Raw genomic sequence first — 23,746 nt, 5'->3', positions numbered from 1 at the left:
GGTTGTTTTCAGCCGCGCCCACGGCCGAGGAGCCAACTGACTAGCTGATAGCCCCCCAGCAAGCTCCCCGCCAGCAGCAATGTCCATTGCACGCTCAACGCCGCCGCCAGCAGGCCGGCCAATAAGCCGCCGATGGCTTCAAAACCGAAACGCATGGCGATGTAGAAGGCGATCACCCTGCCCCGCAGCGTTTCCGGTGCGGCACTTTGCAGGGTCATGTTGCTGCTGACATTACTCACGGTGATCCCGAAGCCCAGCCCGGCGAGCGCCGCCAGGGTGAACCACAACGGCGGGTCGGCCGCCACTGCGCACAATGAAACCGCGCAGACAGTCGTGCCCGCCGCGATGATACGGCTCAGGTTCGACGAACTGCCGGCGAACGCCAGGAAGATCGTGGCCACAAACGCACCCGCACCGGCTGCGCCCCATAACCAGCCCAGGGTTTGTGCGTCACCGCTGAACACGTGCTTGGCCAGAATCGGCAGTAGCACCGTGTAGCAAGACGCCAGGAGGTTGACCATCACCACGCTGATGAGCAGTTGCCGAATGGACCGCGTGCCCCACAGGTAACGCAACCCTTCACGGAAGATCTCGCCGGTCGAGCCTTGGGCCCGTGCCTGGGCGCGACTTTGCACCTTGCCCAGGCCAATCAGCAACATGCCGAACGCGAAGGCGGTCAGCAAAAAGCAGCCGGCCTCGCCACTCCAGTTAATCAACAAACCCGCCAAGGGCGGGCCAATAAAGCGTGCCGCGTTGATCAACATGGCATTGAGCACGAGCGCGTTGGGCAGGTCCTTGGGGTCGTCGACAAAACTGCCAATCAAGGCTTGCCGCAAGGGCGTTTCCAACGCGTTGAGCAAGCCCAGCAGCAGCGCCATCGCGATGATCACTTCACGCCCCATCAACTGCTGCCAGGTGAGCACGGCCAGGGCCAGTGATTGCAGCGCCAGTATGGCTTGTACCCCCATCAACAGACGGCGCTTGTCATGCCGGTCGGACCAGGCACCCGCCAATGGCCCGACCAGCAATTGAGGCAACAGCGTCAGAAACGCAATCGCCCCCAGCAACACGGCCGAGCCCGTCAGGTGGTACGCCAGCCAGGACAGCGCGACCTGTTGCACCCACTTGCCCAGGGTGGAGAGGCCCTGGCCGACAAAGTAGATCTGGAAATTGCGATGGCTCAGCGCGCGGATGGGCGCGGGCCAGCGGGAGGTAGAAGCAGGGTTCAAATAAACTCGCAGCCCTTTTGTACAAGGGATTTCAGGACCCAGGAGCGGTCGTTTTCGCCCAGCGCAATCTGTTCCAACTGCTTCTGCTCGGCGGCATGTTTGGCGTAGGCGCGATCATACACCTCGCCGACCTGTTCGAACGGCACGCACAGTAAACCATCCTCGTCGCCGATGATCAGATCGCCCGGTTCAATCACCATGCCATCCAGGGCAATCGGCACATTGACCTCGCCCGGGCCGTCTTTGTAAGGGCCGCGATGGGTCACGCCGGCGGCGAACACCGGAAACTCTCCCGCGCCAATGCTGGCCGCATCACGGATGGCGCCATTGATGACAATGCCCGCCACGCCTTTCTTGATCGCGTAAGCCACCATCATTTCGCCGATCAACGCATTGCTGAGGTCACCGCCGGCGTCCACCACAATCACGTCGCCGGGTTCTGCGATATCCAGCGCGTGGTGCAGCATGAGGTTGTCCCCGGGACGCGCCTTGACCGTGAGTGCAGGCCCCGCCAGCACACCAGAGCGATGCATCGGTTGCAGGCTGGCGCCGCCCGCGGTCATGCGGTTCATCGAGTCGCTGACATTGGCAACAGGCACGGCCCGATAACGTTCGACCCATTCGGCAGCGACTTTGCGTTGCTGCTTGAGCACTCTGAATCCAATGGACATGGGGTATTCCTCTGCTAATTTTTATTTAATTTTGAAACGCCATTTCAAAATTAACATCATGAATTGAAATCAACAAGACTCCAGGCTGACGTCAGATCGCTTGCCACCAACGGTAAACAAACGCCAAAAAGCCCTTAAATCTCAGTGGGCAAAGGACTTAACCAAAAATATCGCGTGTATTCCGGTGCTGTTCTAAAAATTTATTTATTGCAACGCCATTTCATTATGATAGGTTTCAACCACTGTTGAACGCTGCAACGCGCTCCAACTGCACACCGATAAGAACACCAAGGTGCACAAAATGACCCGAACCCTGCTGCTGACCGGCCTGGAACTGACCGTCGAAGCCATGGCCCACGCCGCCGCCCATGGCGTGCGTGTCATCCCCACGACGCCCTACGCACCCGCCGAGGAACTCACCGCGATCATTGCCCGCGAACAGCCCGACGCGATCATCGTGCGCCAGGGCAAATTGACCCGGGAGATGATCAACGCATCGACCTCGCTGAAGATCATTGCCAAACACGGCGTGGGCTACGACACCATCGACATTGCCGCCGCCGCCGAGCGCCGCATCCCTGTAACCATCGCCCTGGGCGCCAACGCCCAGTCCGTGGCCGAGCACGCACTGGCGCTGATGTTCAGCGTCGCCCGCCAGACCGCCCTGCTCGATGCGCGCATGCGTGATGGGCATTGGGACAAGGCGACGTCGGTGGGCATCGAGCTGTCGGGCAAGACACTCGGCCTGGTGGGCCTCGGCGCCATTGGCCGGATCCTGATGGAGCTGGTGGCCCCGCTGCGCATGACCGTCAAGGTGTTCGACCCGTATCTCGCAGACCTGCCCAATGTGCAGCGTGTCGACAGCGTTGATGAGCTGCTGACGAGCTGCGATATCATCAGCCTGCATTGCCCGCTGACCGAACAGAACCGCAACCTCTTTGGTCCGGCGCAGTTCAAGCGTATGCGCCCGGGCAGCATTCTGATCAACACGGCGCGCGGTGAGTTGATCGACACCGACGCCCTCGTGCACGCCCTGAGCACCGGCCAGATCGCCGGCGCCGGCCTTGATACGTTCAACCCCGAACCGCCGCCTGCGGACTCGGCGCTGTGGGGTTTGCCGACCCTGGTGGCGACGCCGCATGTCGGCGCCAACACCGCCGAAGCACGGGACCGCGTGGGTCTGCTGGCGCTGCAACAAATCATCGATTTCTGGGATGGCACCGCACCGGAGCCGCGAGCGGTGGTCAACCGCCACCTCTACGCACACTGACATCGCCCGCACTTTGGGTGCGGGTTCATTACCTATCTCCAAAAAAAACAACACGGGAGAGAGTCATGCCTATCCGTTCTACCGAAATCAGCGCACTCGAGCGCGCAACCATGCGCAAGGTGGCGTGGCGATTGTTGCCGTTCCTGATCGTTTGCTACCTGCTCGCGATCATCGACCGCGGCAATATCGGCATGGCCTCCCTGCAGATGAACCAGGACCTGGGCCTCACCCCGGCGATCTTCGGTTTTGCCAGCAGCTTGTTCTTTGTCTCGTACTTCCTGGTGGAGGTGCCGAGCAACCTGGCCCTGCAACGCTTCGGCGCGCGGGTGTGGATTGCGCGGATCATGATCACCTGGGGGCTGATCTCCGCCGGCACCGCCTTTGTCACCGGCGCCAACTCCCTGTACGTCATGCGATTCCTGTTGGGCGCGGCTGAGGCGGGCTTCTTTCCAGGCGTACTGCTTTACCTCACCTACTGGCTGCCGGCGGCCTACCGTGGACGCATGGTCGCGATCTTCATGGTGGCCATTCCCGGCGCCAACTTCATCGGCTCGCCCCTGTCGGGATTATTGCTGAGCCTGGACGGCTGGTTCGGCATGCGCGGCTGGCATTGGCTGTTCATTATTGAAGGTATTCCGGCTGTACTGCTGGGTATCGCTTGCCTGTTCGTGCTCACCGACCGCCCTGAACACGCCACCTGGTTGAGCAACGAACAACGTCATTGGCTGACCAGCCGACTGAATGAAGAGCGCAGCCGCAAAACCGCAATCGGGCATATCTCGCTGTGGAAACTGCTGCGCCACAAACACATCTGGGTATTGGCCCTGATCTACTCCGGCGCCTCGGCAGCGGGTAGCACCATGAGCGTGTGGGCGCCGCAGTTGCTCAAGACCTTTGGCCTGAACAACCTGGAAATCGGCCTGGTCAACGCCATCCCCTACGGCTTGGCCTCAATCCTGATGATCGTGTGGGGCCGCAGCTCCGACAAAACCGGTGAACGCCGCTGGCACACCGCGACCACTTTGCTGCTGATCACCGCCGGCTTGCTGATGGCGCTGGTGACGTCGTCTTTGGTCGCCACCGTGCTGATGCTGTCGATGGTGCTGATTGGTGCGTACTCCATGAAGGGACCGTTCTGGGCACTGGTCTCCACCTGGCTGTCCTCCTCCACCGCCGCCGCTGGCCTGGCCGCTGTCGGCGCGATGGCCAACCTGATAGGCGGCGGGATCATGGTCAACGTCTACGGCACAATTCATCACGCTACAGGCAGCTACGCCATTGCGCTGCTGCCACTCGCCGCGCTGTGCACGGCGGGCGCCGTGATGGTGTTGTTGATGGGCCGTAAACAGATGAAAGAAGTGAGTGAAGCGGCTGAATTCAACAAACCCGCGAACGCAAGCTAACCGCAGGACCAGGCTGTTGATCTGCTGTTGATTTTGATCTCAGGCGCCCCATCAAACACGCTGGCCGGAATTCGGCAGGGATTTGGGGGGTAAACCGGCAGGGATGCCGGTTTAGCCGCCCCGCGCCATGGATGGCGCGTGGCGGCGCCCCCCCAAATACCTGTCGGATTACGGGCACACCGAGCCTAGGCGAGGTGCCGAGTGTTGGGGCAAGAGCGTTTTGCTTACTTTTGCGCTCTATCAAAAGTGAGCCGCTGTAAGAGCGGAACCCATAGCCGCCGTTACCGCAGCAACGGATATGTACTCCAACCAAAAAGCTCCAGCGCCACACACATAGCCATCGCTGGCAAGCCAGCTCCTACAATTAGAGCGCGCGGTACACCCAATAAAAATCAGTCGCCTGACAGACCGCCTTCGCGAGCAAGCCCGCTCCCACACTTGGATCGCAGAACCACCCCAACATTGCCCCCACCCGCCAATACCAGTATTTTGCAGCCTACCCCCAACAAGGAGCCCCCCATGGTAAAAACCCGCCCACGCCCCGCAGTCACCGGGGTGGCCTCGGCCGATCGGGTACTCACCGTGCTCACCGCCTTCAAAATGGGGGACACCGCCCTGGAACTGGCCGAACTGGCCGCCCGCACCGGCCTGATCAAAAGCACCATCATGCGCCTGATGGTCTCCCTGGAAGACCACGGCCTGATCACCCGCCTGGCAGACGGCCGCTACCAGTTGGCCACCGAGATCATGCGCCTGAACACCGTGTACCAGGACGGGCTCGACCTGGAACGCCACATCACCCCCCTGCTGCACCGCCTGACCCAGGAAACCGGGGAAACCGCGTCTTTCTATGTGCGCCACGGCGCCTATCGGATGTGCCTCTACCGCGTGAACTCCCCGCATCACCTGCGCCTGCACCTGCAACCGGGCGATACCCGGCCCATGGACGGCGCGGCGGGCGCCGAAGCATTGCGCACGCCTTATTCGCTCGCCGCGAAGATGATCAAGCCGATCTTCTCCCACGGCGCCACCGACCCGCACGCCTCCTCCATGGCCCTGCCGATTTTTGGCCCCGGCGAAAACCTGATCGGCGCGCTGGTACTGTCCGGCCCGGCCAGCCGCCTGACCGCCGAGCAAGCGCAGACACTTCACCCGCTCTTCCAACAAGCGGCCGTCGAGCTGACACGCAGCCTGGGCGGCGATGCACTGGCGGGCGCCGACACCGAACCCGGGCAAAAAAAGCCCCGCGGTAAAAAAACCGTCTAGCGTCTTTTACAGACGCGTACAGCACGCGGTGCGATGCAGGCAAAAAAAGCCGCATCGCACCCCAGGCGACATTTGGCCACACCGCATCATCGCATTACCTGTAATAGTCTATTGCGGAGCTAAATGTACTAACCAGTTACTTATCTTGCTAAAATCGCGTCTTTGCCCTCTCACCTTCGAGCATTTATCGATATGAAACGAGCATCGCGCGCCGCTGGCGTCTCTAGATTTATCCTGCTGGGCCTGGGCGTCGTCATCGCCCTGCTCGGCGTGGCGCTGGCCGTTGGCGGCGCCAGGCTGGTCAGCCTGGGCGGCTCCTGGTACTTCCTGATCGGCGGCCTGGCCATGGCGGTTTCCGGCGTGCTGATTGCCCGGCGCAAGCCTGCAGGGGCGTGGCTGTTTGCGGCGTTCCTGGTGGGCACCGCCGTTTGGGCGTTGGCGGATGTGGGCCTGGTGTTCTGGCCGCTGTTCTCACGCCTGTTCATGTTCAGCGTGATTGGCTTGGTGGTAGCGTTGGTGTACCCGCTGCTCGCGGGCAAGCCGGCGCGTGGCGCCTATGGCGTTGCCGCCGTATTGGCCGTTGGCGTGGCCGTTGCGGCGGGCAATATGTTCGTCGCGCACCCGAGCGTCGCCCCTACCGGCGCAGGCCCGGGCGTGACGCCCGTGGCCTCGGCCGATGCGCAGAAAGACTGGGCGCACTACGGCAATACCGAAGGTGGCAGCCGCTTCGCCGCGCTGGACCAGATCAACCGCGACACCGTCAACAAGCTGAAAGTAGCCTGGACTTACCACACCGGTGACGTGGCCATCAGCGACGGCAACGGCGCCGAAGACCAGCTCACCCCGCTGCAGATCGGCAACAAGGTGTTCATCTGCACCCCGCACAACAACCTGATCGCCCTCGACGCCGACACCGGCAAAGAGCTGTGGAAGAACGAAGTCAACGCCAAGTCAGCGGTGTGGCAGCGTTGCCGCGGCATGGCTTACTTCGACGCCACCGCGCCGATTGCCGCGCCCACCCAGCCCAACAGCTCGCCGATCATCGCCGCCAGCGTACCGGCCGGTGCGCAGTGCCAGCGTCGTTTGCTGACCAACACCATCGACGCGCGCCTGATCGCCGTAGACGCCGACACCGGCAAGTTCTGCGAAGACTTCGGCACCCACGGCCAAGTGGACCTCAAGGCCGGCCTGGGCGACGTCCCCGACAGCTACTACCAACTGTCCTCCGCCCCGCTGATGGCCGGAACCACCGTGGTAGTCGGCGGCCGTGTGGCTGACAACGTGCAAACCGACATGCCTGGCGGTGTGATCCGTGGTTTTGACGTGATCACCGGCCAGATGCGCTGGGCCTTCGACCCGGGCAACCCAGAAGACAAGCAAGCCCCGACCGCCGGCAGCACCTACGTGCGCAGCACCCCGAACAGCTGGGCGCCGATGTCCTATGACCCGCTGATGAACACGGTCTTCCTGCCGATGGGCAGTTCGTCCACCGACATCTATGGCGTGGAACGTACCCAGCTCAACCACAAATACGGCGCTTCCGTGCTGGCGCTGGACGCCTCCACCGGTGCTGAAAAGTGGGTGTACCAGACCGTCCACAACGACCTGTGGGACTTCGACCTGCCGATGCAACCCAGCCTGATCGACTTCACCCCACCGGGCAGCGACAAGGCGGTGCCTGCGGTGGTGATCGGCACCAAGGCCGGCCAGATCTACGTGCTCGACCGTGCCACCGGCAAGCCGTTGACCGACGTGCGTGAAGTGCCGGTCAAGGCCGCCAACATCCCTAACGAGCCTTACTCGCCCACCCAGCCAAAATCCGTCGGCATGCCGCAGATCGGCGCGCAAACCCTGACCGAATCGGACATGTGGGGCGCTACGCCGTACGACCAGTTGCTGTGCCGCATCGACTTCAAGGGCATGCGCTATGACGGCCTGTACACCGCGCCGGGCACCGACAAATCCTTGAGTTTCCCGGGCTCCCTGGGCGGCATGAACTGGGGCAGCCTCTCCACCGACCCGGTGCATGGCTTTATCTTCGTCAACGACATGCGCCTGGGCCTGTGGATCCAGATGGTGCCGTCGCAGAACAAGGCCCAGGCCTCCTCCGGTGGCGAAGCGCTGAACACCGGCATGGGCGCCGTGCCGCTCAAGGGCACGCCGTATGCGGTGAACAAAAACCGCTTCCTGTCGGTGGCCGGTATTCCGTGCCAGGCACCACCGTTCGGCACCCTGACCGCCATCGACATGAAAACCCAGAAGATCGCCTGGCAAGTGCCGGTGGGCACCGTTGAAGACACCGGCCCCCTGGGCATCCGCATGCACCTGCCGATCAAGATTGGCCTGCCAACCCTCGGCGGCACCCTGTCCACCCAAGGTGGCCTGATCTTCATCGCCGGCACCCAGGACTTCTACCTGCGCGCCTTCAACAGCGGCAACGGTGACGAAGTCTGGAAAGCCCGCCTGCCCGTGGGCAGCCAAGGCGGTCCGATGACCTACGTGTCGCCCAAGACCGGCAAGCAGTACATCGTCATCACCGCTGGCGGCGCACGCCAGTCCACGGACCGTGGCGACTATGTGATCGCCTACGCCCTGCCATAACCCCTTCTGTTTGCGCGGCGCCTCCCCCGGCGCCGCGCTTTTTTTTGGAAAATTTCGCATGACCCCCACTTCTCAGATTTCCCTTGGGCGCCTGTTGCTTGGCCTGGCCCTGGGCGCAGCCCTGCCCGTGCAAGCCGATGACACCACCTTGACCGGCGACTGGGGCGGCCTGCGCCGCGAACTCGACGAACAAGGCATTCGCTTCACCGGCGACTACAGCGGCGAGACCGCCTACAACGCCGATGGCGGCCTGCACCGCTCGGCGCGCTACTCCCAAAACATCAAGCTCGGCGTGCAGTTCGACCTGGGCAAGCTCTACGGTTTCAATAATGGCGACCGCATCCAGGTCACGATCAACGACCGTCGCGGCAACAGCGCTTCAGAGGACCTGGTGGGCAACCGCCTGCCGATCCAGGAAAACTACGGCGGCCTCTACACCCGCCTCACCGAGCTGAGCTACGAGCGAACCCTGTTCACCCCGGCGCTCAACGTCAAGCTCGGCTACATGGCCATGGGCAACGACCTTGGCGGCCTCGACAGCGGCATCCTGTGCAACTTCATGAACGCCGGTTTCTGCGGCCACCCGCTGAACATGTCCGGTGGCAGCGGCTGGACCAACTACCCGAACGCACGCCTGGGTGCGCGGGTGAAATACGACTTTTCACCAAACTGGCAACTGCGCGTCGCCGCCTTCAACGTGGACCCGGACAGCAACGGCAACTCCAGCCGCGCCTGGCGCCTGGACCCGAAACGCACCACCGGCACCGTGCTGCCCATCGAGCTGATCTACAAGCACGCGGGCACCCTGCCGGGTGAATACAAGGTGGGGTATTACTACGACAGCTCCGACGTGAAACGCATCGGTAGTAAACAGGAAGTCAGCGGGCGCAGCGGGCATTACTTGCTGGTCGACCAGGCGGTGTGGGCTTCGGAGTCCTCTGCCGGCCGCGTGTTGCACGCCTTCGGCCAGTACTCGGCAGCAAGCTTGGCCGCATCACCCTTCACCCGGTGGTATGGCGCGGGCGTGGTGCTGTACAAACCGTTCGAAGGCCGCCCGCGCGACACCCTCGCCCTGGGCTATGGCCGCGCCGTGCCCAACCCGCGCAGCCGTGACGCGCAGGAACTGGCCGCGTTCAACGCCGGCACCGACTACCCCAACCTGAACAACGCCGAGCAGTTGATCGAGCTGAGTTACGGCTACCAGGCCACGCCGTGGCTGACCCTGCGCCCGGACGTGCAATACATCATCGAGCCCGGGGCGTTTTCCGGCAGCGACATCGACAATGCCCTGGTGCTGGGGTTGCAGGTCAAGGCGAGCTTCTAAGGCGCCTCAGTAGTAGATGATCTGCACCACCATAATGGCTTCGAACGCGCCGACCTGGGGGTCCCCCTGGGCCACCACCGTTGCGCTGAACGGCACATCGATGTGGCTCACATTGGCGGCAAAGGTGGCCAGGGGGAACGGTTCGTTGATGGGCACCAGTGCGTTACGCCCATCGCGCACCTGAATGCCAAACCCGCTGTCGGCCGTCGGCAACACCGTGTACAGGCCTTGCTGGTTGGCGGTCACGAAGGTGGCGCCGACGTTGATGGCGCTGCTGCACTTTTTCTCCAGGGCCAGGCTGAACGGCTTGGTCGGGCTGGGCGGAGACAGCCCCGTGGCGGTTTTCTGGATCACGCCGAAATCGACAATGCCCGGTTCCGGCGTCACCGTGACGTCGACCGTGCACGCCGTGCCGACAATGTTCTGCAGGCCGCTGAGCTTGAAGCGGAAGTTGTTGAACGGGTTGCCCACCCCACCGTTGAGACCGTACTGGCCGTCAAACTGGAAGACGTCGTAGGTGTCCTGGGACGGGCGCTGCAAGGGCAGCAGCCCGCGCTTGCGGATCACCACCTGAAACGCAATGTTCGGCGTGGCCAATGAACACGGCAGCATCTCTTCATTGTTGGTGGCCGCCGGGCAGCCACGAGACACGAACCCGGTATTGACGCCCAGGGTCGGGTCGGAACTCCAATCCCCATCCCAGGCCGTCACCTGCCGGTACACCAGGCCGAACTCGATGCCCCAGGCCGTGGCATTGAGCCCCGCGGGGTTGCCATAGAAATAGATCGGGTCGTCTTCGTTGAAGTGTATGTCCCGCAGCTTCCAGCACTTGGCCGGCACCACATGGGTTTGCGAGCGCCAGATGATCGTACCGTCGGGCACTGTGTCCGGCACCGACACCGGGCCGATGTATTCGCTGAGAAAATCGCCGTCGGACTGCGACTTGCAGATCAGGGCCCACGACGCGCTGGAAAATCCCAGCATCAGCAGCGCCAACCCCACGCTCAGCAGTGGTTTGATGTTCACGGTTTCACTGCCTTGCACGCCTCGGCTGCGCACTGGAACAGCGTGTCGGTCTGGCCGCCGAAGTCATTCATGTTCGACACCCGCAGTTCACCGAGAGCGGTGGTGCTCAACGGCAACCGTGCGCCACTGAACGGCGCGATCATCACGGTCTCGACCGGCAGCTTGGTCATCTGCGGCCCGGCCAGCAGGCCCACCACGGTGATATGGAACGGTGACGGGTTGTCGATCAACAGTTGCTTGCCGATGGGGTCGATTTTCAGGTTCAGCCGCTGGGCCAGGTCTTCACCGCGCTCTCGCTTGACCGATGCCGGGCGGTAGAACAGCTTGATCTTCGATTGCAAGGCAATCTGCATCGCGTTGACCGCCTCGCTCTTGGGCGGGATCTCGCGGATATTGAGGTAGAACACCGACTCGCGATCCTTGGGCAACGTGGCCTCGGGCAGCTTCACAATGCGTAGCATGCTGCTTTCATTGGGCTCGATGCGTTGCAGCGGCGGCAGCACCATGAACGGCGAGCTGATTTTTTTGCCGCTGGCATCTTCGATCCACGACTGCACCACAAAGGGCAGTTGCAGGTTCTTGTTGCTCACGGTGACGCTCACCGAGGTGGCGCCCTCTTCGTAAATCACCCGGGTGCGGTCGGGCACCACGGCGGCATTCGCCAGCAATGGCACACAGACCAGCACCAGGCGGGCAAAACGGTTGAACATCAATCGAGACATCAGGGTGCTCCAAAAGGGTTGAAAGAGGGTTCACAAACACCGCACCGACGCGGCGATATTGGTGACAACGTCTGCATCGGGCAGCACCTCAAGGGCGCAGGACTTGCTGTCGTCCCAGCGCGCCACCAGTTCGCCGCCGGTCTTGGCGCCCAGCAAATAGGTAACGCCCGCCTCCCCGACGATGCCCACTTCCTTATGGCTGTGCTTGTCCTGCACCGATGCGCCAAAAGGCACCGGCCGGCCGTCTTGCTGGATCAGTTCGACATAGGCGTTGTGGCCTTGGGCGGCGGCGAAACTGACGTAGCCGATGGCCCCCTCCGTCAATGCCAGGCGCTGGATCGGGTTGGAAACTTCGGTCTTGAGTGGCAACTTCTCCAGATTGACCCGCGCCTCATACGCCTGGAACGACGGCAGGCCGTCCATCACCGCGTAGCCCTGCGCATTGGTGCGCGCCTGGCCGGTGAACGTCACGTCCGGTACGCCATCGGTGGACACCAGCAACCGCGTGTCCCCATTCGAGCCATTACCGTGGGCGGTCACGCCATAACGGGTCACCACCAGCGAGCTGTCGAGTTCGCCGGTGAGCGAGCGGTAGGTGCTGCCATCGGTGGTCGCCGACGCATTGGCGCGATAGGTCGACGCACGTTGGCCCACGTAGGCGTTGACGTATTTGTTGTCGCCCAACCCGCCATAGACCTGGTAGTTCATGCCTTCGCCGTCATCGTGGCTGAAGCCGACGTTGGCAGAGGATGTGCCCGAACTGCCGCGCTGGAAGTTGCTCGACATCATCGAGCGCCCGCCCAATGGAATGCTCACGCCCAGGTAGAGTTGCGAGTCGCTGTTTTGCGCGTTCCGGGTCTGGTAGGCCGACAGGTTGAGGTTGATGTTCTTGACGTTGCCCAGGGTGAAACTGCGCGCCAGCGTCAGGCCGAAGCGGTCCGAAGGGGCAGCGTCCCAAAAGGTCGAGTGGTCGAAGGACAGGCTCGTCGACAGCCAGGAAAAACGCTTGGCGAGCATCACCGAATAGCGTTGTTTGCCCGAGTTCAACGCGTAGGAATCCGGGTCGCCGACAAACTGCGAAAAATTGGTGAAGGTGCGGTCGGAAAAGCGATAACCGAGAAAGCGCAGGTCGGTGCCGATGGCGTCGAAATGCTTGGAATAGTTGATGCGGTAGGAGTTGCCCACTGCCGTCTCACCGGTCCAGCGCAATTTGGCGCGCGAGGTGGTGACGTCTGCCGACACCGCGCCGAACACCCCCAGGTCGCGGCCCACGCCCACGGCGCTGGACAGGTAGTCGGTGGCCGCCAGCATGCCGCCGTACACCGTCCAGTCGCGGGATAAACCGTAGGCCAGTTCGGAGGCGACAAAGCTCGGTTCGGTGCCGCCCCTGCCCGTCAGACGTGGCTGGCCCGCCGAGAGTTTGTAGCGCAACTCGCCTTCGCGGGCGAGGAACGGCACAGCGGCGGTGGTGACGGTAAATTTCTGCTCGGTGCCGTCTTCTTCGCGCACGGTCACATCCAGCGTGCCTTGCACACTGCTGTTGATGTCCTGGAGGCTGAACGCACCCGGGGTCACCGTGGTGGAATACAGCACGCGGCCTTGCTGCGACACGGTCACCGTGGCGTTGGTGCGCGCCAGGCCGCTGATCAGCGGCGCGTAACCGCGCAGGTTCGGCGGCAGCATGCGGTCGTCACTGCTCAGGCTCGCGCCGCGCAGGGCGAAGGTGTCGAACACGTCGGAGTTCAGGTAGTCCTCGCCCACCGACAGTTTCGAGTGGATCGACGGCAGCGCGCGATAGGCATACAAGCGGTTCAGCTGGAACGCCTGGCCATTGTTGCCGCCGCCTTGGTTACCGGTGACCTGTTGGGCCTGGTAATCGGCACGCAGCCGCCAGGCATCGACGTTCAGGCCTGCGGTGCCGTAGCTCTGTAACGAGGTGGAGTCGCCGCTGGACGCCGAGCCGGTGGTCTGGCGGCTGTTGGCGATTACCCGGTAATCGAGCAACGCGCCATCCAGCCCTTCGCTCCAGGCGGCCGGCGGGATGTAATTGGGGTCATCATATTCGAATGACGCCTGGGGCAGGCTGATCAGCAACCGTCCCAGGTTCTGGGCGTAGGTGACGCTGGCGTTTTCGATCACACTCAGGTCGACACATTGGCCATCGGCAATGCGTGGCAGGCGCTTGAACAGGTCGGGCTTGAGCCCGAACGTCTCGACCAGCGACTGTGGCAAACAGGCATAACTTTGTTGCGGTTGATCACCGCTCTTGAATTCAATGGAACGTGTTCCGAAGTAACGTTGATTAACCACGATATCCAATACGTAGTTGCCCGGCACAGTGTAATGCGCATGAGTAAATTGCCCGAGACTGACACCGTCATGACCGTCAATATTTAAAAACTCAGTATTAAACTCCAGCGCATAGGTATAACCCGTGCAAGGCAGTAATACGCAAGACAGAATAAGTGTGCGGCAGTACACGGGCATTACCCTTTTATCAGCACCGAAAGAGACAATAAAAAAGGGGCTTGCGTCCCAAAGTGTTACAACACCAACAACGAACACTGATAGACAAAACCTGTCGTGAGCGGGTTTACCCCGCGCGGCGTTAGTCCAGCCACCTCATTCCAACTAAAGACACTCAGGACCTGTGCCGGCGCAGCGCGGGGCGAGCCCGCTCACTACATGATCAAGGGCGAACCCACCCGCGCACGTATCAGTTGTAGGCGACGGTGAAGTTGGCAACGCTGTCGGCTTCACCGGTGGTGACGGAAGCGGCGGTGGCTTCGTACATCGCGGCGAAGGTGACGGTGTTGTTGCCGTCTTGCAGCACTACCGGTGCGACTTGCTCAGTGCCGTTGTCCAGCATTTCGCCAGCGCTGGCCTGCAGGCGGATACCGACGTTCTGGGCCAGGCCGGTGGTGGCGAACAGGCCTGGAACCACAGGGTCTTGCACGCCGCTGAAGGTGAAGCGGGCGTTCTTCTGGGTGGAGGTGTCGCACTCGGTCAGGACGATGTCGAACTTGGTCGGGGTCGAACGATCACCAATGGCCTTGAACTGGTTCGACGGCACTTGGCCCAGGGACACGGTCTGGTCCAGAGAGTTGGCATCGATACCGCAAGCGCCGGAAACGATTTCACCAATGAAGCGCACGGTGCCCGGGTTGCCGGTGGCCGGCGTGGCAGCGTTGGCGAACGAAGCAAGACCCATAACAACAGTAGCGGCAGTAACAGCAACAAGCTTTTTCATGAGTACAACTCTTGAATTAATAGTGGGATTGGCACAAAGATGCTGGAGCCTTAATACACAACCCTGCTGCATCACTAGTTCCCCCGCCAAACAACATTCATCCGTTAAAACAACTCAAGTATCAGCTTGAGTGTTTTCGTTGTTCAGTCAGTTAAAGTGCGGCCAACATCATCGGTATTCAATAACTTCAAACATCTGTAGTGCGGGACAAATAATGCGGTGTATGCGGAAGTTGAAATGTAAGCTCGTTCCGCTCGGACTGTAGGAATTTTCCCTGGGGCACCCCTTACAGATTTGTCCTATTGCGCCTCATGGCGCCGCACAAGTCGCCGCCATCACACGGTACCCATCCACCGGCTCGGTCTTGCTGATATCCAATTCGAACGTGCAACGTTGCGCGTCCTTTTCGCCCCACTTCATGCTGAACCGGGTGCCCTCACCCACCGCCATCAACACCTGCCCGGCCTGCCCGACCACGCCGACACTCAGGCCCTTTGCATCCAGCACCGAAGTGCCGAACGGTGGCAGGCCGCCGTCAGCGAGGCGCACCGTGGCTACGACTTTCTCCGAACGGCTGGCGGCGAATGTCGCCTTGACCACGGCACCGCGACGCGGCACCACATTGGTTACGCCGTCCTCGATGTCCACCTGGCTGTCCAGCTCGCTGGTGTCCAGTGCCACACGGTTCTTGCGGTACGGCATCACATACGGCACCAGCGCGTAGCCCTTCTTGTTGGTCAAGGTGCCAGGGGCGTTGAGCACACCCACGTTCGGCGTGTCCTTGATTTCCACCAGGGCTACCGTTTCACCCAGGCTCTGCCCGAATTCGACACCATCGCTGTGGGCCAACACCGAACCTGCCGCACTCACCGACGTCTGGCGGTAGCCACTGCCCACGCTGACGCCAGCGCCCAACTGGGCAAAGGGTGCGCGGTAGCCAATCAGCGCCGAGCCGTTATTGCCGGCGTTGTCCGAACGGTTGGCGTTGACGTTGTACGTCATCTCGCCATCGCGCCCACTGAGGCCCGCGCGCTGGTCCAGGCTGCCGTCGGTGTTGCGTGTGACGGCGTAGGTGGCGGTGCTGCGGGTCTGGCCGATCGGCATCGACACGGTGAACACCACCTGGTTGTTCTGGCCGTAGTTGTCGGTCAGGGTCTTGCTGGCATAGGCGCCATAGGTCACGCCCTTGTACTGGCTGCTGAAGCCCAGTTGCATCTGCTTGTCCTGGCGCGACGAGCCCCAGTAGTTCTGCTGGCTCATGTTCAGGTAAAACGAACCGGCACTGCCCAGCGCCTGGTTGATGCTCGCCTCGACCTTGGAGCGCCGGGACAGGTTGTAGTAGCTGTCGGGCTCTTGCAGGCGCACGGCCTCGTCAAAGTCCCGGTAGCCTTCGGTGGAATAGCGATAACCGGCAAAACGCACCGAGGTACCTGTCTCGAAAGCCTTGCCGTAGCGCACGCTGACACTCTGGCCATTCTGTTTGCCTGCCGGGTTGCCGGACGCCTGCGGCACTTCGGTCTTGGCTGCCGTCACGTCCATCGACACCGCACCCAGGCTGCCCAGGCTCTTGCCCATGCCGACCACGCCGGCGTTGTAGAAATTGGCGCCGAGCAAGCCACCGTACAGCGTCAGGTCGAACGGCAAGCCATAGGCCAGCGAGGCCTGGGCAAACGACGGGCGCTGGCCGCCATCGACAGCGTTGTACTCGCCGACGGTCATGCTGTAGCGCCAGGTCTTCTCACGCAGCATGTTGCCCAGGGTCGCGTAAGGCTGGGTGAAACGTCGTTCGCGGCCGTCGGCCTCGGTAATCACGATTTCCAGGTCACCACTGCCGGAGGCGGCGTTGAGGTCATCGATCTCGAACGCGCCCGGTGCCACATAGGTGGTGTACAGCGAGTAGCCGTTCTGGCGCACTTCGACCTTGGCCTGGGTTTCCGCGATACCGCGAATGATCGGCGCATAGCCCTGCATCGAGTCCGGCAACATGCCCATGTCCGAGGCCAACTGCACACCGCGAAACGGGATGCTGTCGAACACATCCCCCGGCGTGAAACTTTCGCCCACGGTCAGCGTGCCCTTCAGGGCCGTCACGTCCCGTTGTGCATAGGTGTTGCTGCGCTGCCAATCCTGCTTGCCCTCCTCGTCCTGGCGGAACGACGAACTGGTACGAAAGCGCCAGTCGCCCAGGTTGAAACCGCCGTTGCTGTAGAGGTTGTATTGCGTACCGCTGCCCCGCGCGTTGGATTGGGTCTGTGCCGCCGAGAACTGATAGTTGAGCATCGCAGCGTTGATCCCGCTGTCCCATTCCTGCGGCGCCACGTAGCCGGCCGCGTCACGGCGCAAAGCGATCTGCGGCACGCTGATGTCCAGGGCCAGGTGGTTGGCGTCGAAGCTGACCGCAGCGCCGTCCACCAGCGCCGCGAGGTCGATGCACTCGGGCAGGCTTTCGCCGGGCACCTGGAAGGCCTCCAGCTTGACCCCCAGCTCAGTGAGAAACGCTGCCGACAGGCACGCCCGCACGTCGCCGGTTTTTTCGTCCTGGCTGAAGGTCATGTCGCGGCGATCAAAAAAGCTCTGGTTCAGGCGAATGACCACCGGGTAGGTGCCAGGGCCGAGGCTGCCGCTGTTGGCAATCGCATCCAGGTCCAGGTTCGGCCCGGCATCGGTGCCACCAAAGGATTGCATGAAGCTTGAGTCAAACTTCACTGCGTCATCGGCCTGCGCCACACCGGCCATCAACGCAGCCAGGATGGCGGCGGACAGGCGCAGCGGGGCAAACGGCAGTGAGGACCAGTCGAGGTTCAGGGCATCGATTCGCATGACAATACTCAATGGGCTGCCATCACGTTGCCGGGGCAACGCGGGAGCACCTTCGCAAGGACAAGAAAAGTGGGATCAGGGCGTGCGGGTCAGCGCGACTTTGGTTGGTTCGCTGTAGCCGCCGTAGTCATTGATGGCGGAGAACATCACCTCACCGCCGCTGCCACTGAAGCCGGGCAAGGCATAACGCTGGCTGCTCATCGGCGCGACCATCTTGGGCTCGTCGACTTCCACGCTGTGTGCACCGGCCAATACCTTCACGCCGATGAAGGACACGTGAAACGCCGACGGGTTGTTGACCACCAGCACGGTCTTGCCCTGCTCCTGCGCAAGGCTCCAGCGCAGTTGTGGCAGTGCGTCCAGCGGGTTGCCCTTGAGGCTGGCCGGGCGATAGAACAGCTTGATGCGGGTGCGCATGGCGATCTTCAGGGTGTTCTCGTCGGCCTTGCCGGCCACCGGGATTTCCTGGGCGTTGAAGTAGAACACCGACTCGCGGTCTTCCGGCAGCGCGCCCGGGACTTTCTGGATGCGCACCATCTGCTCTTTGCGCGGGTCCAGGCGAAACAGGGGCGGCGTGGCCACGAAAGGCGTTGCGCTGGTGTTGTCGTCAGCCTCGGTGTTGATCCAGGTCTGTACCGCATAGGGCTGTGTGGTGGTGTTGCCGACGCTGATGGACGCATCGCGCTTGCTGCCGTCGAACACGATACGCGTGCCGCCGAGCATCACACCGGCCTGGCTTGCGGTGCCAACCAGCGTCGTGGCGAGCAACACGGCCAGCATCGCTGTGGCTTTGAATGGGGTCGCAAAACGTTTCATATCGGTCATCCTCTTGGCGCCCCAACCCGGCTGGGCTGGGGCGTGTCACAGGGCTTACTGGTAGTCGACGGTGAACGCGGCCTTGGCGTTGGCCGGGCCCGAGGTCGCAGCACCGGTGGCGATGTAGTTGGCGGTGAAGCGCAACGGTTGGGTCAGGTCCAGGTACGGCGAGGACTCCAGGCCCAGTTGCACGTCCTTGCCGGTGGCGTCCTTGATCTGTACGGCGACGTTGGTAGCCACACCCGGATCCGGGGTCAGGCCGATCCACTGGCCGCTGGCGCCGGCGTTGCCGCTCAGGGACAGGAACTTGACCACGGCTTTCTTGCCGGTGACGCTGCAACCTGGCGCGGTGGTGTCGATGGTCAGGGTGAACGCACCGCCACCGGCGACTGCGCCAGCGCTTGCCAGGGAAGTGGCAGGGACGCTGCCCAGGGTCACGTCACCCGCGCCGGCCGAACCGTTGAGGTCCGATACCACCACCGGGCAGGTGTTGTCGGTGACGCTGCCGATGAAGTTGATTTCGCCATCAGCGGCCAGGGCCGCTTGCGAAGCACCGCCCAGAACCAGGGCCAGGGTCAAACCTTTGAGAGCGTACTTTTTCATGATCACATCCACAGTAAAGAGAGGGGTTATCTGTGCGCCTGCAGGAGGCATCCAGACGGAGCGACGGGGCTACCCGACTGCGGGTCAGCGCGTTTCGTCTGGTGTCATTATTGGAAGTTGGAGGGGTACACCTATGTAGGAAACGTCCTTGTGGTTGTAGGAAATTTCCCACGAATAACTACCTTTCACCGGGCTGCAGAAACGCCAACGCCACAGGTGCGATGCCCCCGTGGCGTTGGCGTTGCAGCGCTGGAAAACCTCAGCGATAGGTCACGGAAAAGCTCGCATAACCATTGGCCGAACCCGGGGTGGGCGTAGGTCCGTCGGCCGTCTGGATGTAGCGCGCCTTGAGCGGCACCGTGGTGGTGCCGTTGACGATGCGCGTGAGGCGTACCGGCTGGCCCAGGTTCAGCGGCGTGTCATTGGCCTGCAACACCTGGATGGCCACGCCCTGGGCGGTGGAATCACTCGACAGGCTCAGCACGCCATTGGCCGCATCCAGGATGGTCGAGGTCTTGTTGCCATCGACCTGGATGTTGGCGTAGTTACCATTGAAATTGCCGTTGGCGTTGTTCGGGTAATTGCTGCCCGCGATGCACGAGTCCAGCGTGACGGCGAACGGCTGGGCGGGCGTGGTGGAGTTCTTGCCGTTGAACACACGCTTTTCCCAGGTGCCCATCGGCACATCGATCTGATTACCCGGCGCGGCTGGCATCGAACAGCCGGCGACCGTCACCGAGGCGGTAAAGGTCAGGTCGAAAATCGGGCCACGATCAGAAGTCCCCGTGGCCACCAGTTGATTGATGGTATGGGTGCCCGGTGCGATATCGCCGGTTTTGACCAGGGTATAGCGCATCAAAGCCCCGGTCATTCCGCTGACGGCATAGGAAATATTCATGTTGAGTTCAAACGGAATGAAGCGGCTGGGGTTATCCGCCTGCCCTCTCCACTCGGCGGCAAAACCGGTCATATAGATCGCCAGGCTGATGCCGGGCACATTGGTTTGTAGCAACGAACTGGCGGGCACCCGCACCACATCCACCGGGACATCGGTGACCACGGGGCCGACCAGCGTGGTGGCGTAACGCGCGACCAGGCCACACACCAGACGGTCGTTGAACGGCACCGTGCGAATCGGCGCGTTGTTGTTGAGCGTGGTGCCGATCGGCACGTCACGCGGCGCAAATACGGTACCGGCGGCCAGGGTCAGTTGCTTGGGCGTGCCGTTGTTGGAGTCCCAGGTGCAGGCTGCCATGGCGGGCTTTGCCACCAGCGCCAGGGCGAAGGCGGCAAAGCCGGTGGTGAGTATGGATCTCTGTTTCATGATTGAAGTCCTCGTAAGAGCAACTGCAGGCATGGACGGTCTTTGGCCTCATCAGAGGGAGCAGGCATAAAAACCGGGTGAAACCTGATTATCGAAAATCGCCATCACCCAACCCGTAGCCGACTTCCCGCCAATTCGTAGGAAATTTCCTACGATCAGCGGTAGGTCACCGTGAAACTCGCGTAACCATTGGCGGTGCCCGGCACCGGCGTCGGCCCATCACCCGTCTGGATATAGCGCGCCTTGAGCGGTACCGAAGTGGTGCCACTGACAATGCGATTGAGGCGTACCGGCTGGCCCAGGTTCATCGGCGTGTCATTGGCTTGCAACACCTGGATGGCCACGCCCTGGGCGGTGGAGTCGCTCGACAGGCTCAGGATGCCGTTGGCCGCATCCACGATGCTGGACGTCTTATTGCCATCGATCTGGATGTTGGCGTAGTTGCCATTGAAGTAGCCGTTGGCGTTGTTGGGGTAGTTGCTGCCCGCGATACACGAACTCAACGTGATGGCAAACGACGTTGCCGACGTGGTGGAGTTCTTGCCGTTGAACACGCGCTTTTCCCACGTACCCATCGGCACATCGATCTGGTTGCCGGGGGCGGCCGGCATCGAACAACCGGCCACGGTGAGGGTGGCGGTGAACGTCAGGTCGAACATGGGGACCGTGTTGGTCGTACCCGAGGCGACCAGTTGGTTGATGCTGTGGGTGCCGGCCGGAATATCGCCGGTCTTGACCAGCAGGTAGCGAAACATGATGGAAGGCATCTCGGCGATGGTCCCCGAGGCGTAGGTCAGGTTGAGCGGCACAAACCGGTTCGGGTTGTCCGCCGGGGTGCGCCAGCCGGCGGCAAAGCCCGTCATGTAGATCGCGAGGCCAACCCCGGGCACGTTGGTCTGCAACAACGCATTGGCGGGCACGTTGAGGTAGTCCACCGGTATATCGGCGGCCAGCGGCCCGAGCAGCCTGACGTTGTAGATCGACGACGAGCCGCATCGCAGGCCGTCACCAAAGTTGACGGCACGGATCGGCGAAGGGTTGTTCAGCGTGGTGCCGATGGGCACATCGCGCGGTGAGAACACTGTCCCGGCGTTGTAGGTCAGCGCCTTGGCCGTCGTGCTGCCAGAGTTCCATGTGCAGGCCACCGAAGGGATCGCAGCAGACAACAGGGCCGCAGTACCCAGGTAACTCAAGAGCCGTGATCTGAAATGCATGATTGATGTCCTGCTGGAAACGGGTGCCGGCATGAGGCCAGGAAACCCAGGGATGCACGTAAAACAAACTGTCAGAACGGGTTCAGCGATAGGTCACCGAAAAACTCGCATAACCATTGGCAGACCCCGGCATTGGCGTCGGCCCGTCGCCGGTCTGGATATAGCGCGCCTTGAGCGGCACCGTGGTGGTGCCGTCGGCGATGCGATTCAGGCGTACCGGCTGGCCCAGGTTCATGGGCGTGTCATCAGCCCTGAGTACCTGGATGGCCAGGCCCTGGGCGGTAGAATCGCTCGACAGGCTCAAGATGCCGTTGGCCGCGTCCAGGATGGTAGAGGTGTTGTTGCCATCGATCTGGATATTGGCGTAGTTGCCGTTGAAATAGCCGCCCGCGTTGTTGGGGTAATTGGTGCCGGCAATGCACGCTGTCAGGGTGATGGCAAATGGCTGGGCCGGCGTGGTGGAGTGTTTGCCACTGAACACGCGCTTTTCCCAGGTGCCCATGGGTACGTCGATCTGATTGCCGGGAGCAGCCGGCAGCGAACAGCCGGCCACGGTGATGCTGGCGGCGAATGTCAGGTCGAATATCGGCCCCATGTTCGATGTACCGGAGGCAACTACCTGGTTGATGCTGTGGGTGCCCGCCGCAATGTCGCCGGTCTTGAACAACGCGAAGCGAAACCGCATGGAAGGCATTGTCACCGGCGCCGGCGCATCGTAAGTGAGCGTGAACGGAATAAAGCGGTTCGGGTTGTCCGGTGGCAGGGCCCACTCTGGCGTGAAGCCGGTCATGTAGATGGCCAGGCCAATGCCGGGCACGTTGGTCTGCAAGAGTGCATTGGCTGGCACGATGGCGTAGTCCACCGGCACCCCCATGGCCAGCGGGCCGATCAGCGTGGTGGTGTAGAACGCCGAAGCCGTGCAACGCAGCGTGTCACCGAAGTTGACGGTCTGGATCGCGGCCGGGCGACTGTTCAACGAACTGCCGATCGGAATATCCCGCGGCGCGAAGTAAGTGCCCGCGTTGAACATCAGCGGCTTGGCCGTGGTACCGCCCGATGTCCAGCTGCAGTCGGCCAGTGCTGGCACCGCCGCTAGCGACAGGGACGATGCCCCCAGGCAACTGAGCAGTCGTGATCTGAAATTCATGTTTGAAATCCTGCTGAGCACGACTGTGGGCATAGGTTGCCGTCAGCCTGCCGGATGATCGAGGTCGGGCGCCAAGGCCAGAAGAGGCGCGATTATGGGAAATCGATATCACCCAACGCGCAGCCGATTTCCCACCAACTTGTAGGAAATTTCCTCAGGCCAAGGTTTTCACTCACACCAGGTTGTTGCGCTTGGCAAAGTCCGCCAGGTACACCACCGACTTGACGTTGAGTTTCTCGATCAGGCGGGTCTTGTAGGTGCTGACCGTCTTGTTGCTGATCAGCATGGCATCGCCGATCTGCTTGTTGGTCATGCCCAGGGCCAGTTGCTGCAGGATGCTCAGTTCGCGGTCCGACAGGCGTTGCACCAGGTCATGGTCCGATCGCTGGGTGTCACTGCGCCGCACGGTGTTGCTGGCCAGGTCGGGAAAATACGTATAACCGTTCATCACGGCGGCGACCGCCTTCACCAACTCGCCCAGCTCATTGCTCTTGGAGACAAACCCGGCCGCGCCCGCCTTCATGCAGCGCGCGCAGTAGCGCAGCGCAGGCTGGGAGGTCAACACGAGGGCTTTGCTGGGGCCATTCTTACCCGTGACCCGGGCAATCAGCTCCAGCCCGTCGAGTGTGGGGAGGGTCAGTTCAAGAATGATCAGGTCCGGCACCCGCTCGCGAACGCAGCGGACCGCCTCGGCGCCATCACCGGCTTCGGCAATATCAGTGAACCCTTCCCTGGCCAGCAGCATTTTGACCGAGGCGCGGATAAAGGGGTGGTCGTCCACAACTAACGCGCTAGACATAGCTTTCCTTTCTGCAACACAAATCGGCAGTCGGCTCTCCCCTTGGCTGTTCGGTGGGTGCAACACACGAGGAACGTCGATCGTCCTTCAATCATTGAGGAAGGCGAATGATGGGCACTGGACTGGAGCGTTGGCGTAGGACCAATCCCTGCAAATCGTAGGATTTTTCCTTCCGGCGTTGAATGTAGGAGCCGGCTTGCCGGCGATGGCGGCGTGTCGGTCGACCTCTGTGCGACTGACCCACCGCTATCGCCGGCAAGC

General features: G+C 62.0%; 18 protein-coding genes. 5 read left to right on the top strand and 13 right to left on the bottom strand.

The annotated features are described in order from the left end of the window. Nucleotides 1–8 precede the first annotated feature (8 nt). A complete protein-coding gene (locus AC07SU_RS08615) occupies nt 9–1,229 on the bottom strand; it encodes an MFS transporter (protein ID WP_494996779.1) in 1,221 nt (406 codons plus the stop codon). Next, complete coding sequence (locus AC07SU_RS08610) at nt 1,226–1,900, bottom strand: RraA family protein (protein ID WP_494996778.1); 675 nt, start codon at nt 1,898–1,900, stop codon at nt 1,226–1,228. The genes AC07SU_RS08615 and AC07SU_RS08610 overlap by 4 nt, the downstream gene beginning before the upstream one ends. Nucleotides 1,901–2,201: 301 nt before the next feature. Here AC07SU_RS08610 and AC07SU_RS08605 point away from each other — a divergent pair, with 301 nt between their 5' ends. The 5 genes from AC07SU_RS08605 to AC07SU_RS08585 all read left to right on the top strand — a co-directional run bounded on the left by AC07SU_RS08605 (nt 2,202) and on the right by AC07SU_RS08585 (nt 9,764). Then, a complete protein-coding gene (locus tag AC07SU_RS08605; RefSeq protein ID WP_494996777.1) occupies nt 2,202–3,170 on the top strand; it encodes a hydroxyacid dehydrogenase in 969 nt (322 codons plus the stop codon). 65 nt (nt 3,171–3,235) lie between these two features. Beyond that, entirely contained in the window at nt 3,236–4,573 is a 1,338-nt protein-coding gene (locus AC07SU_RS08600; protein WP_494996776.1) for an MFS transporter, read from the top strand. A gap of 519 nt (nt 4,574–5,092) precedes the next feature. After that, nucleotides 5,093–5,839 carry an IclR family transcriptional regulator gene (locus tag AC07SU_RS08595; protein ID WP_494996775.1) on the top strand — a complete coding sequence of 249 codons (747 nt, stop codon included), beginning with the start codon at nt 5,093–5,095 and terminating at the stop codon, nt 5,837–5,839. A 192-nt stretch (nt 5,840–6,031) separates the two neighbouring features. Further along, on the top strand, nt 6,032–8,440 hold the full coding sequence (locus tag AC07SU_RS08590) for a glucose/quinate/shikimate family membrane-bound PQQ-dependent dehydrogenase (protein WP_494996774.1): 2,409 nt from the start codon (nt 6,032–6,034) through the stop codon (nt 8,438–8,440). Between the two features lie 58 nt (nt 8,441–8,498). After that, complete coding sequence (locus tag AC07SU_RS08585) at nt 8,499–9,764, top strand: carbohydrate porin (protein ID WP_494996773.1); 1,266 nt, start codon at nt 8,499–8,501, stop codon at nt 9,762–9,764. 6 nt (nt 9,765–9,770) lie between these two features. Here the strand turns inward: AC07SU_RS08585 and AC07SU_RS08580 are convergent, their stop codons facing one another. The 11 genes from AC07SU_RS08580 to AC07SU_RS08530 form a co-directional block, all read right to left on the bottom strand. Continuing rightward, nucleotides 9,771–10,790 (bottom strand): fimbrial protein, encoded by a 1,020-nt coding sequence (locus tag AC07SU_RS08580; RefSeq protein ID WP_494996772.1) that lies wholly within the window; start codon nt 10,788–10,790, stop codon nt 9,771–9,773. After that, nucleotides 10,787–11,512: a fimbrial biogenesis chaperone gene (locus tag AC07SU_RS08575; protein ID WP_494996771.1), complete on the bottom strand. Its 726-nt coding sequence runs from the start codon at nt 11,510–11,512 to the stop codon at nt 10,787–10,789. The genes AC07SU_RS08580 and AC07SU_RS08575 overlap by 4 nt, the downstream gene beginning before the upstream one ends. Nucleotides 11,513–11,542: 30 nt before the next feature. Further along, entirely contained in the window at nt 11,543–13,999 is a 2,457-nt protein-coding gene (locus AC07SU_RS08570) for a fimbria/pilus outer membrane usher protein (protein WP_494996770.1), read from the bottom strand. A 229-nt stretch (nt 14,000–14,228) separates the two neighbouring features. Further along, nucleotides 14,229–14,762: a fimbrial protein gene (locus tag AC07SU_RS08565; RefSeq protein ID WP_176997650.1), complete on the bottom strand. Its 534-nt coding sequence runs from the start codon at nt 14,760–14,762 to the stop codon at nt 14,229–14,231. A 309-nt stretch (nt 14,763–15,071) separates the two neighbouring features. Beyond that, nucleotides 15,072–17,582: a fimbria/pilus outer membrane usher protein gene (locus tag AC07SU_RS08560; protein WP_494996769.1), complete on the bottom strand. Its 2,511-nt coding sequence runs from the start codon at nt 17,580–17,582 to the stop codon at nt 15,072–15,074. A 75-nt stretch (nt 17,583–17,657) separates the two neighbouring features. After that, nucleotides 17,658–18,398, bottom strand: a complete 741-nt coding sequence (locus AC07SU_RS08555) for a fimbrial biogenesis chaperone (protein ID WP_176997648.1) — start codon at nt 18,396–18,398, stop codon at nt 17,658–17,660. Between the two features lie 54 nt (nt 18,399–18,452). Beyond that, a complete protein-coding gene (locus AC07SU_RS08550; protein ID WP_176997647.1) occupies nt 18,453–19,001 on the bottom strand; it encodes a fimbrial protein in 549 nt (182 codons plus the stop codon). A gap of 259 nt (nt 19,002–19,260) precedes the next feature. Next, nucleotides 19,261–20,325, bottom strand: a complete 1,065-nt coding sequence (locus tag AC07SU_RS08545) for a fimbrial protein (RefSeq protein ID WP_494996768.1) — start codon at nt 20,323–20,325, stop codon at nt 19,261–19,263. 155 nt (nt 20,326–20,480) lie between these two features. Beyond that, nucleotides 20,481–21,539 carry a fimbrial protein gene (locus tag AC07SU_RS08540; RefSeq protein WP_494996767.1) on the bottom strand — a complete coding sequence of 353 codons (1,059 nt, stop codon included), beginning with the start codon at nt 21,537–21,539 and terminating at the stop codon, nt 20,481–20,483. Between the two features lie 82 nt (nt 21,540–21,621). Further along, the gene (locus tag AC07SU_RS08535; protein WP_494996766.1) at nt 21,622–22,686 is read right to left on the bottom strand and encodes a fimbrial protein; all 1,065 of its coding nucleotides are present in this window, start codon (nt 22,684–22,686) and stop codon (nt 21,622–21,624) included. 172 nt (nt 22,687–22,858) lie between these two features. Next, nucleotides 22,859–23,485, bottom strand: a complete 627-nt coding sequence (locus tag AC07SU_RS08530; RefSeq protein ID WP_494996765.1) for a response regulator — start codon at nt 23,483–23,485, stop codon at nt 22,859–22,861. Between the last annotated feature and the right edge of the window lie 261 nt (nt 23,486–23,746).

It is taken from the genome of Pseudomonas sp. GW821-FHT05H12, assembly GCF_059419385.1.
The sequence above is the reverse complement of the archived record's forward strand: the minus strand, read 5'-3'. Positions and strand labels throughout refer to the sequence as shown.

Excerpts from the sequence above, each read along its gene's own strand:
- AC07SU_RS08610 (WP_494996778.1), bottom strand. The coding sequence starts at position 1,900 with ATGTCCATTGGATTCAGAGTGCTCAAGCAGCAACGCAAAGTCGCTGCC.
- AC07SU_RS08535 (WP_494996766.1), bottom strand. The coding sequence starts at position 22,686 with ATGAATTTCAGATCACGACTGCTCAGTTGCCTGGGGGCATCGTCCCTG.
- AC07SU_RS08590 (WP_494996774.1), top strand. The coding sequence starts at position 6,032 with ATGAAACGAGCATCGCGCGCCGCTGGCGTCTCTAGATTTATCCTGCTG.
- AC07SU_RS08555 (WP_176997648.1), bottom strand. The coding sequence starts at position 18,398 with ATGAAACGTTTTGCGACCCCATTCAAAGCCACAGCGATGCTGGCCGTG.
- AC07SU_RS08575 (WP_494996771.1), bottom strand. The coding sequence starts at position 11,512 with ATGTCTCGATTGATGTTCAACCGTTTTGCCCGCCTGGTGCTGGTCTGT.
- AC07SU_RS08545 (WP_494996768.1), bottom strand. The coding sequence starts at position 20,325 with ATGAAACAGAGATCCATACTCACCACCGGCTTTGCCGCCTTCGCCCTG.
- AC07SU_RS08565 (WP_176997650.1), bottom strand. The coding sequence starts at position 14,762 with ATGAAAAAGCTTGTTGCTGTTACTGCCGCTACTGTTGTTATGGGTCTT.
- AC07SU_RS08585 (WP_494996773.1), top strand. The coding sequence starts at position 8,499 with ATGACCCCCACTTCTCAGATTTCCCTTGGGCGCCTGTTGCTTGGCCTG.
- AC07SU_RS08550 (WP_176997647.1), bottom strand. The coding sequence starts at position 19,001 with ATGAAAAAGTACGCTCTCAAAGGTTTGACCCTGGCCCTGGTTCTGGGC.
- AC07SU_RS08600 (WP_494996776.1), top strand. The coding sequence starts at position 3,236 with ATGCCTATCCGTTCTACCGAAATCAGCGCACTCGAGCGCGCAACCATG.
- AC07SU_RS08570 (WP_494996770.1), bottom strand. The coding sequence starts at position 13,999 with ATGCCCGTGTACTGCCGCACACTTATTCTGTCTTGCGTATTACTGCCT.
- AC07SU_RS08560 (WP_494996769.1), bottom strand. The coding sequence starts at position 17,582 with ATGCGAATCGATGCCCTGAACCTCGACTGGTCCTCACTGCCGTTTGCC.
- AC07SU_RS08540 (WP_494996767.1), bottom strand. The coding sequence starts at position 21,539 with ATGCATTTCAGATCACGGCTCTTGAGTTACCTGGGTACTGCGGCCCTG.
- AC07SU_RS08605 (WP_494996777.1), top strand. The coding sequence starts at position 2,202 with ATGACCCGAACCCTGCTGCTGACCGGCCTGGAACTGACCGTCGAAGCC.
- AC07SU_RS08530 (WP_494996765.1), bottom strand. The coding sequence starts at position 23,485 with ATGTCTAGCGCGTTAGTTGTGGACGACCACCCCTTTATCCGCGCCTCG.
- AC07SU_RS08595 (WP_494996775.1), top strand. The coding sequence starts at position 5,093 with ATGGTAAAAACCCGCCCACGCCCCGCAGTCACCGGGGTGGCCTCGGCC.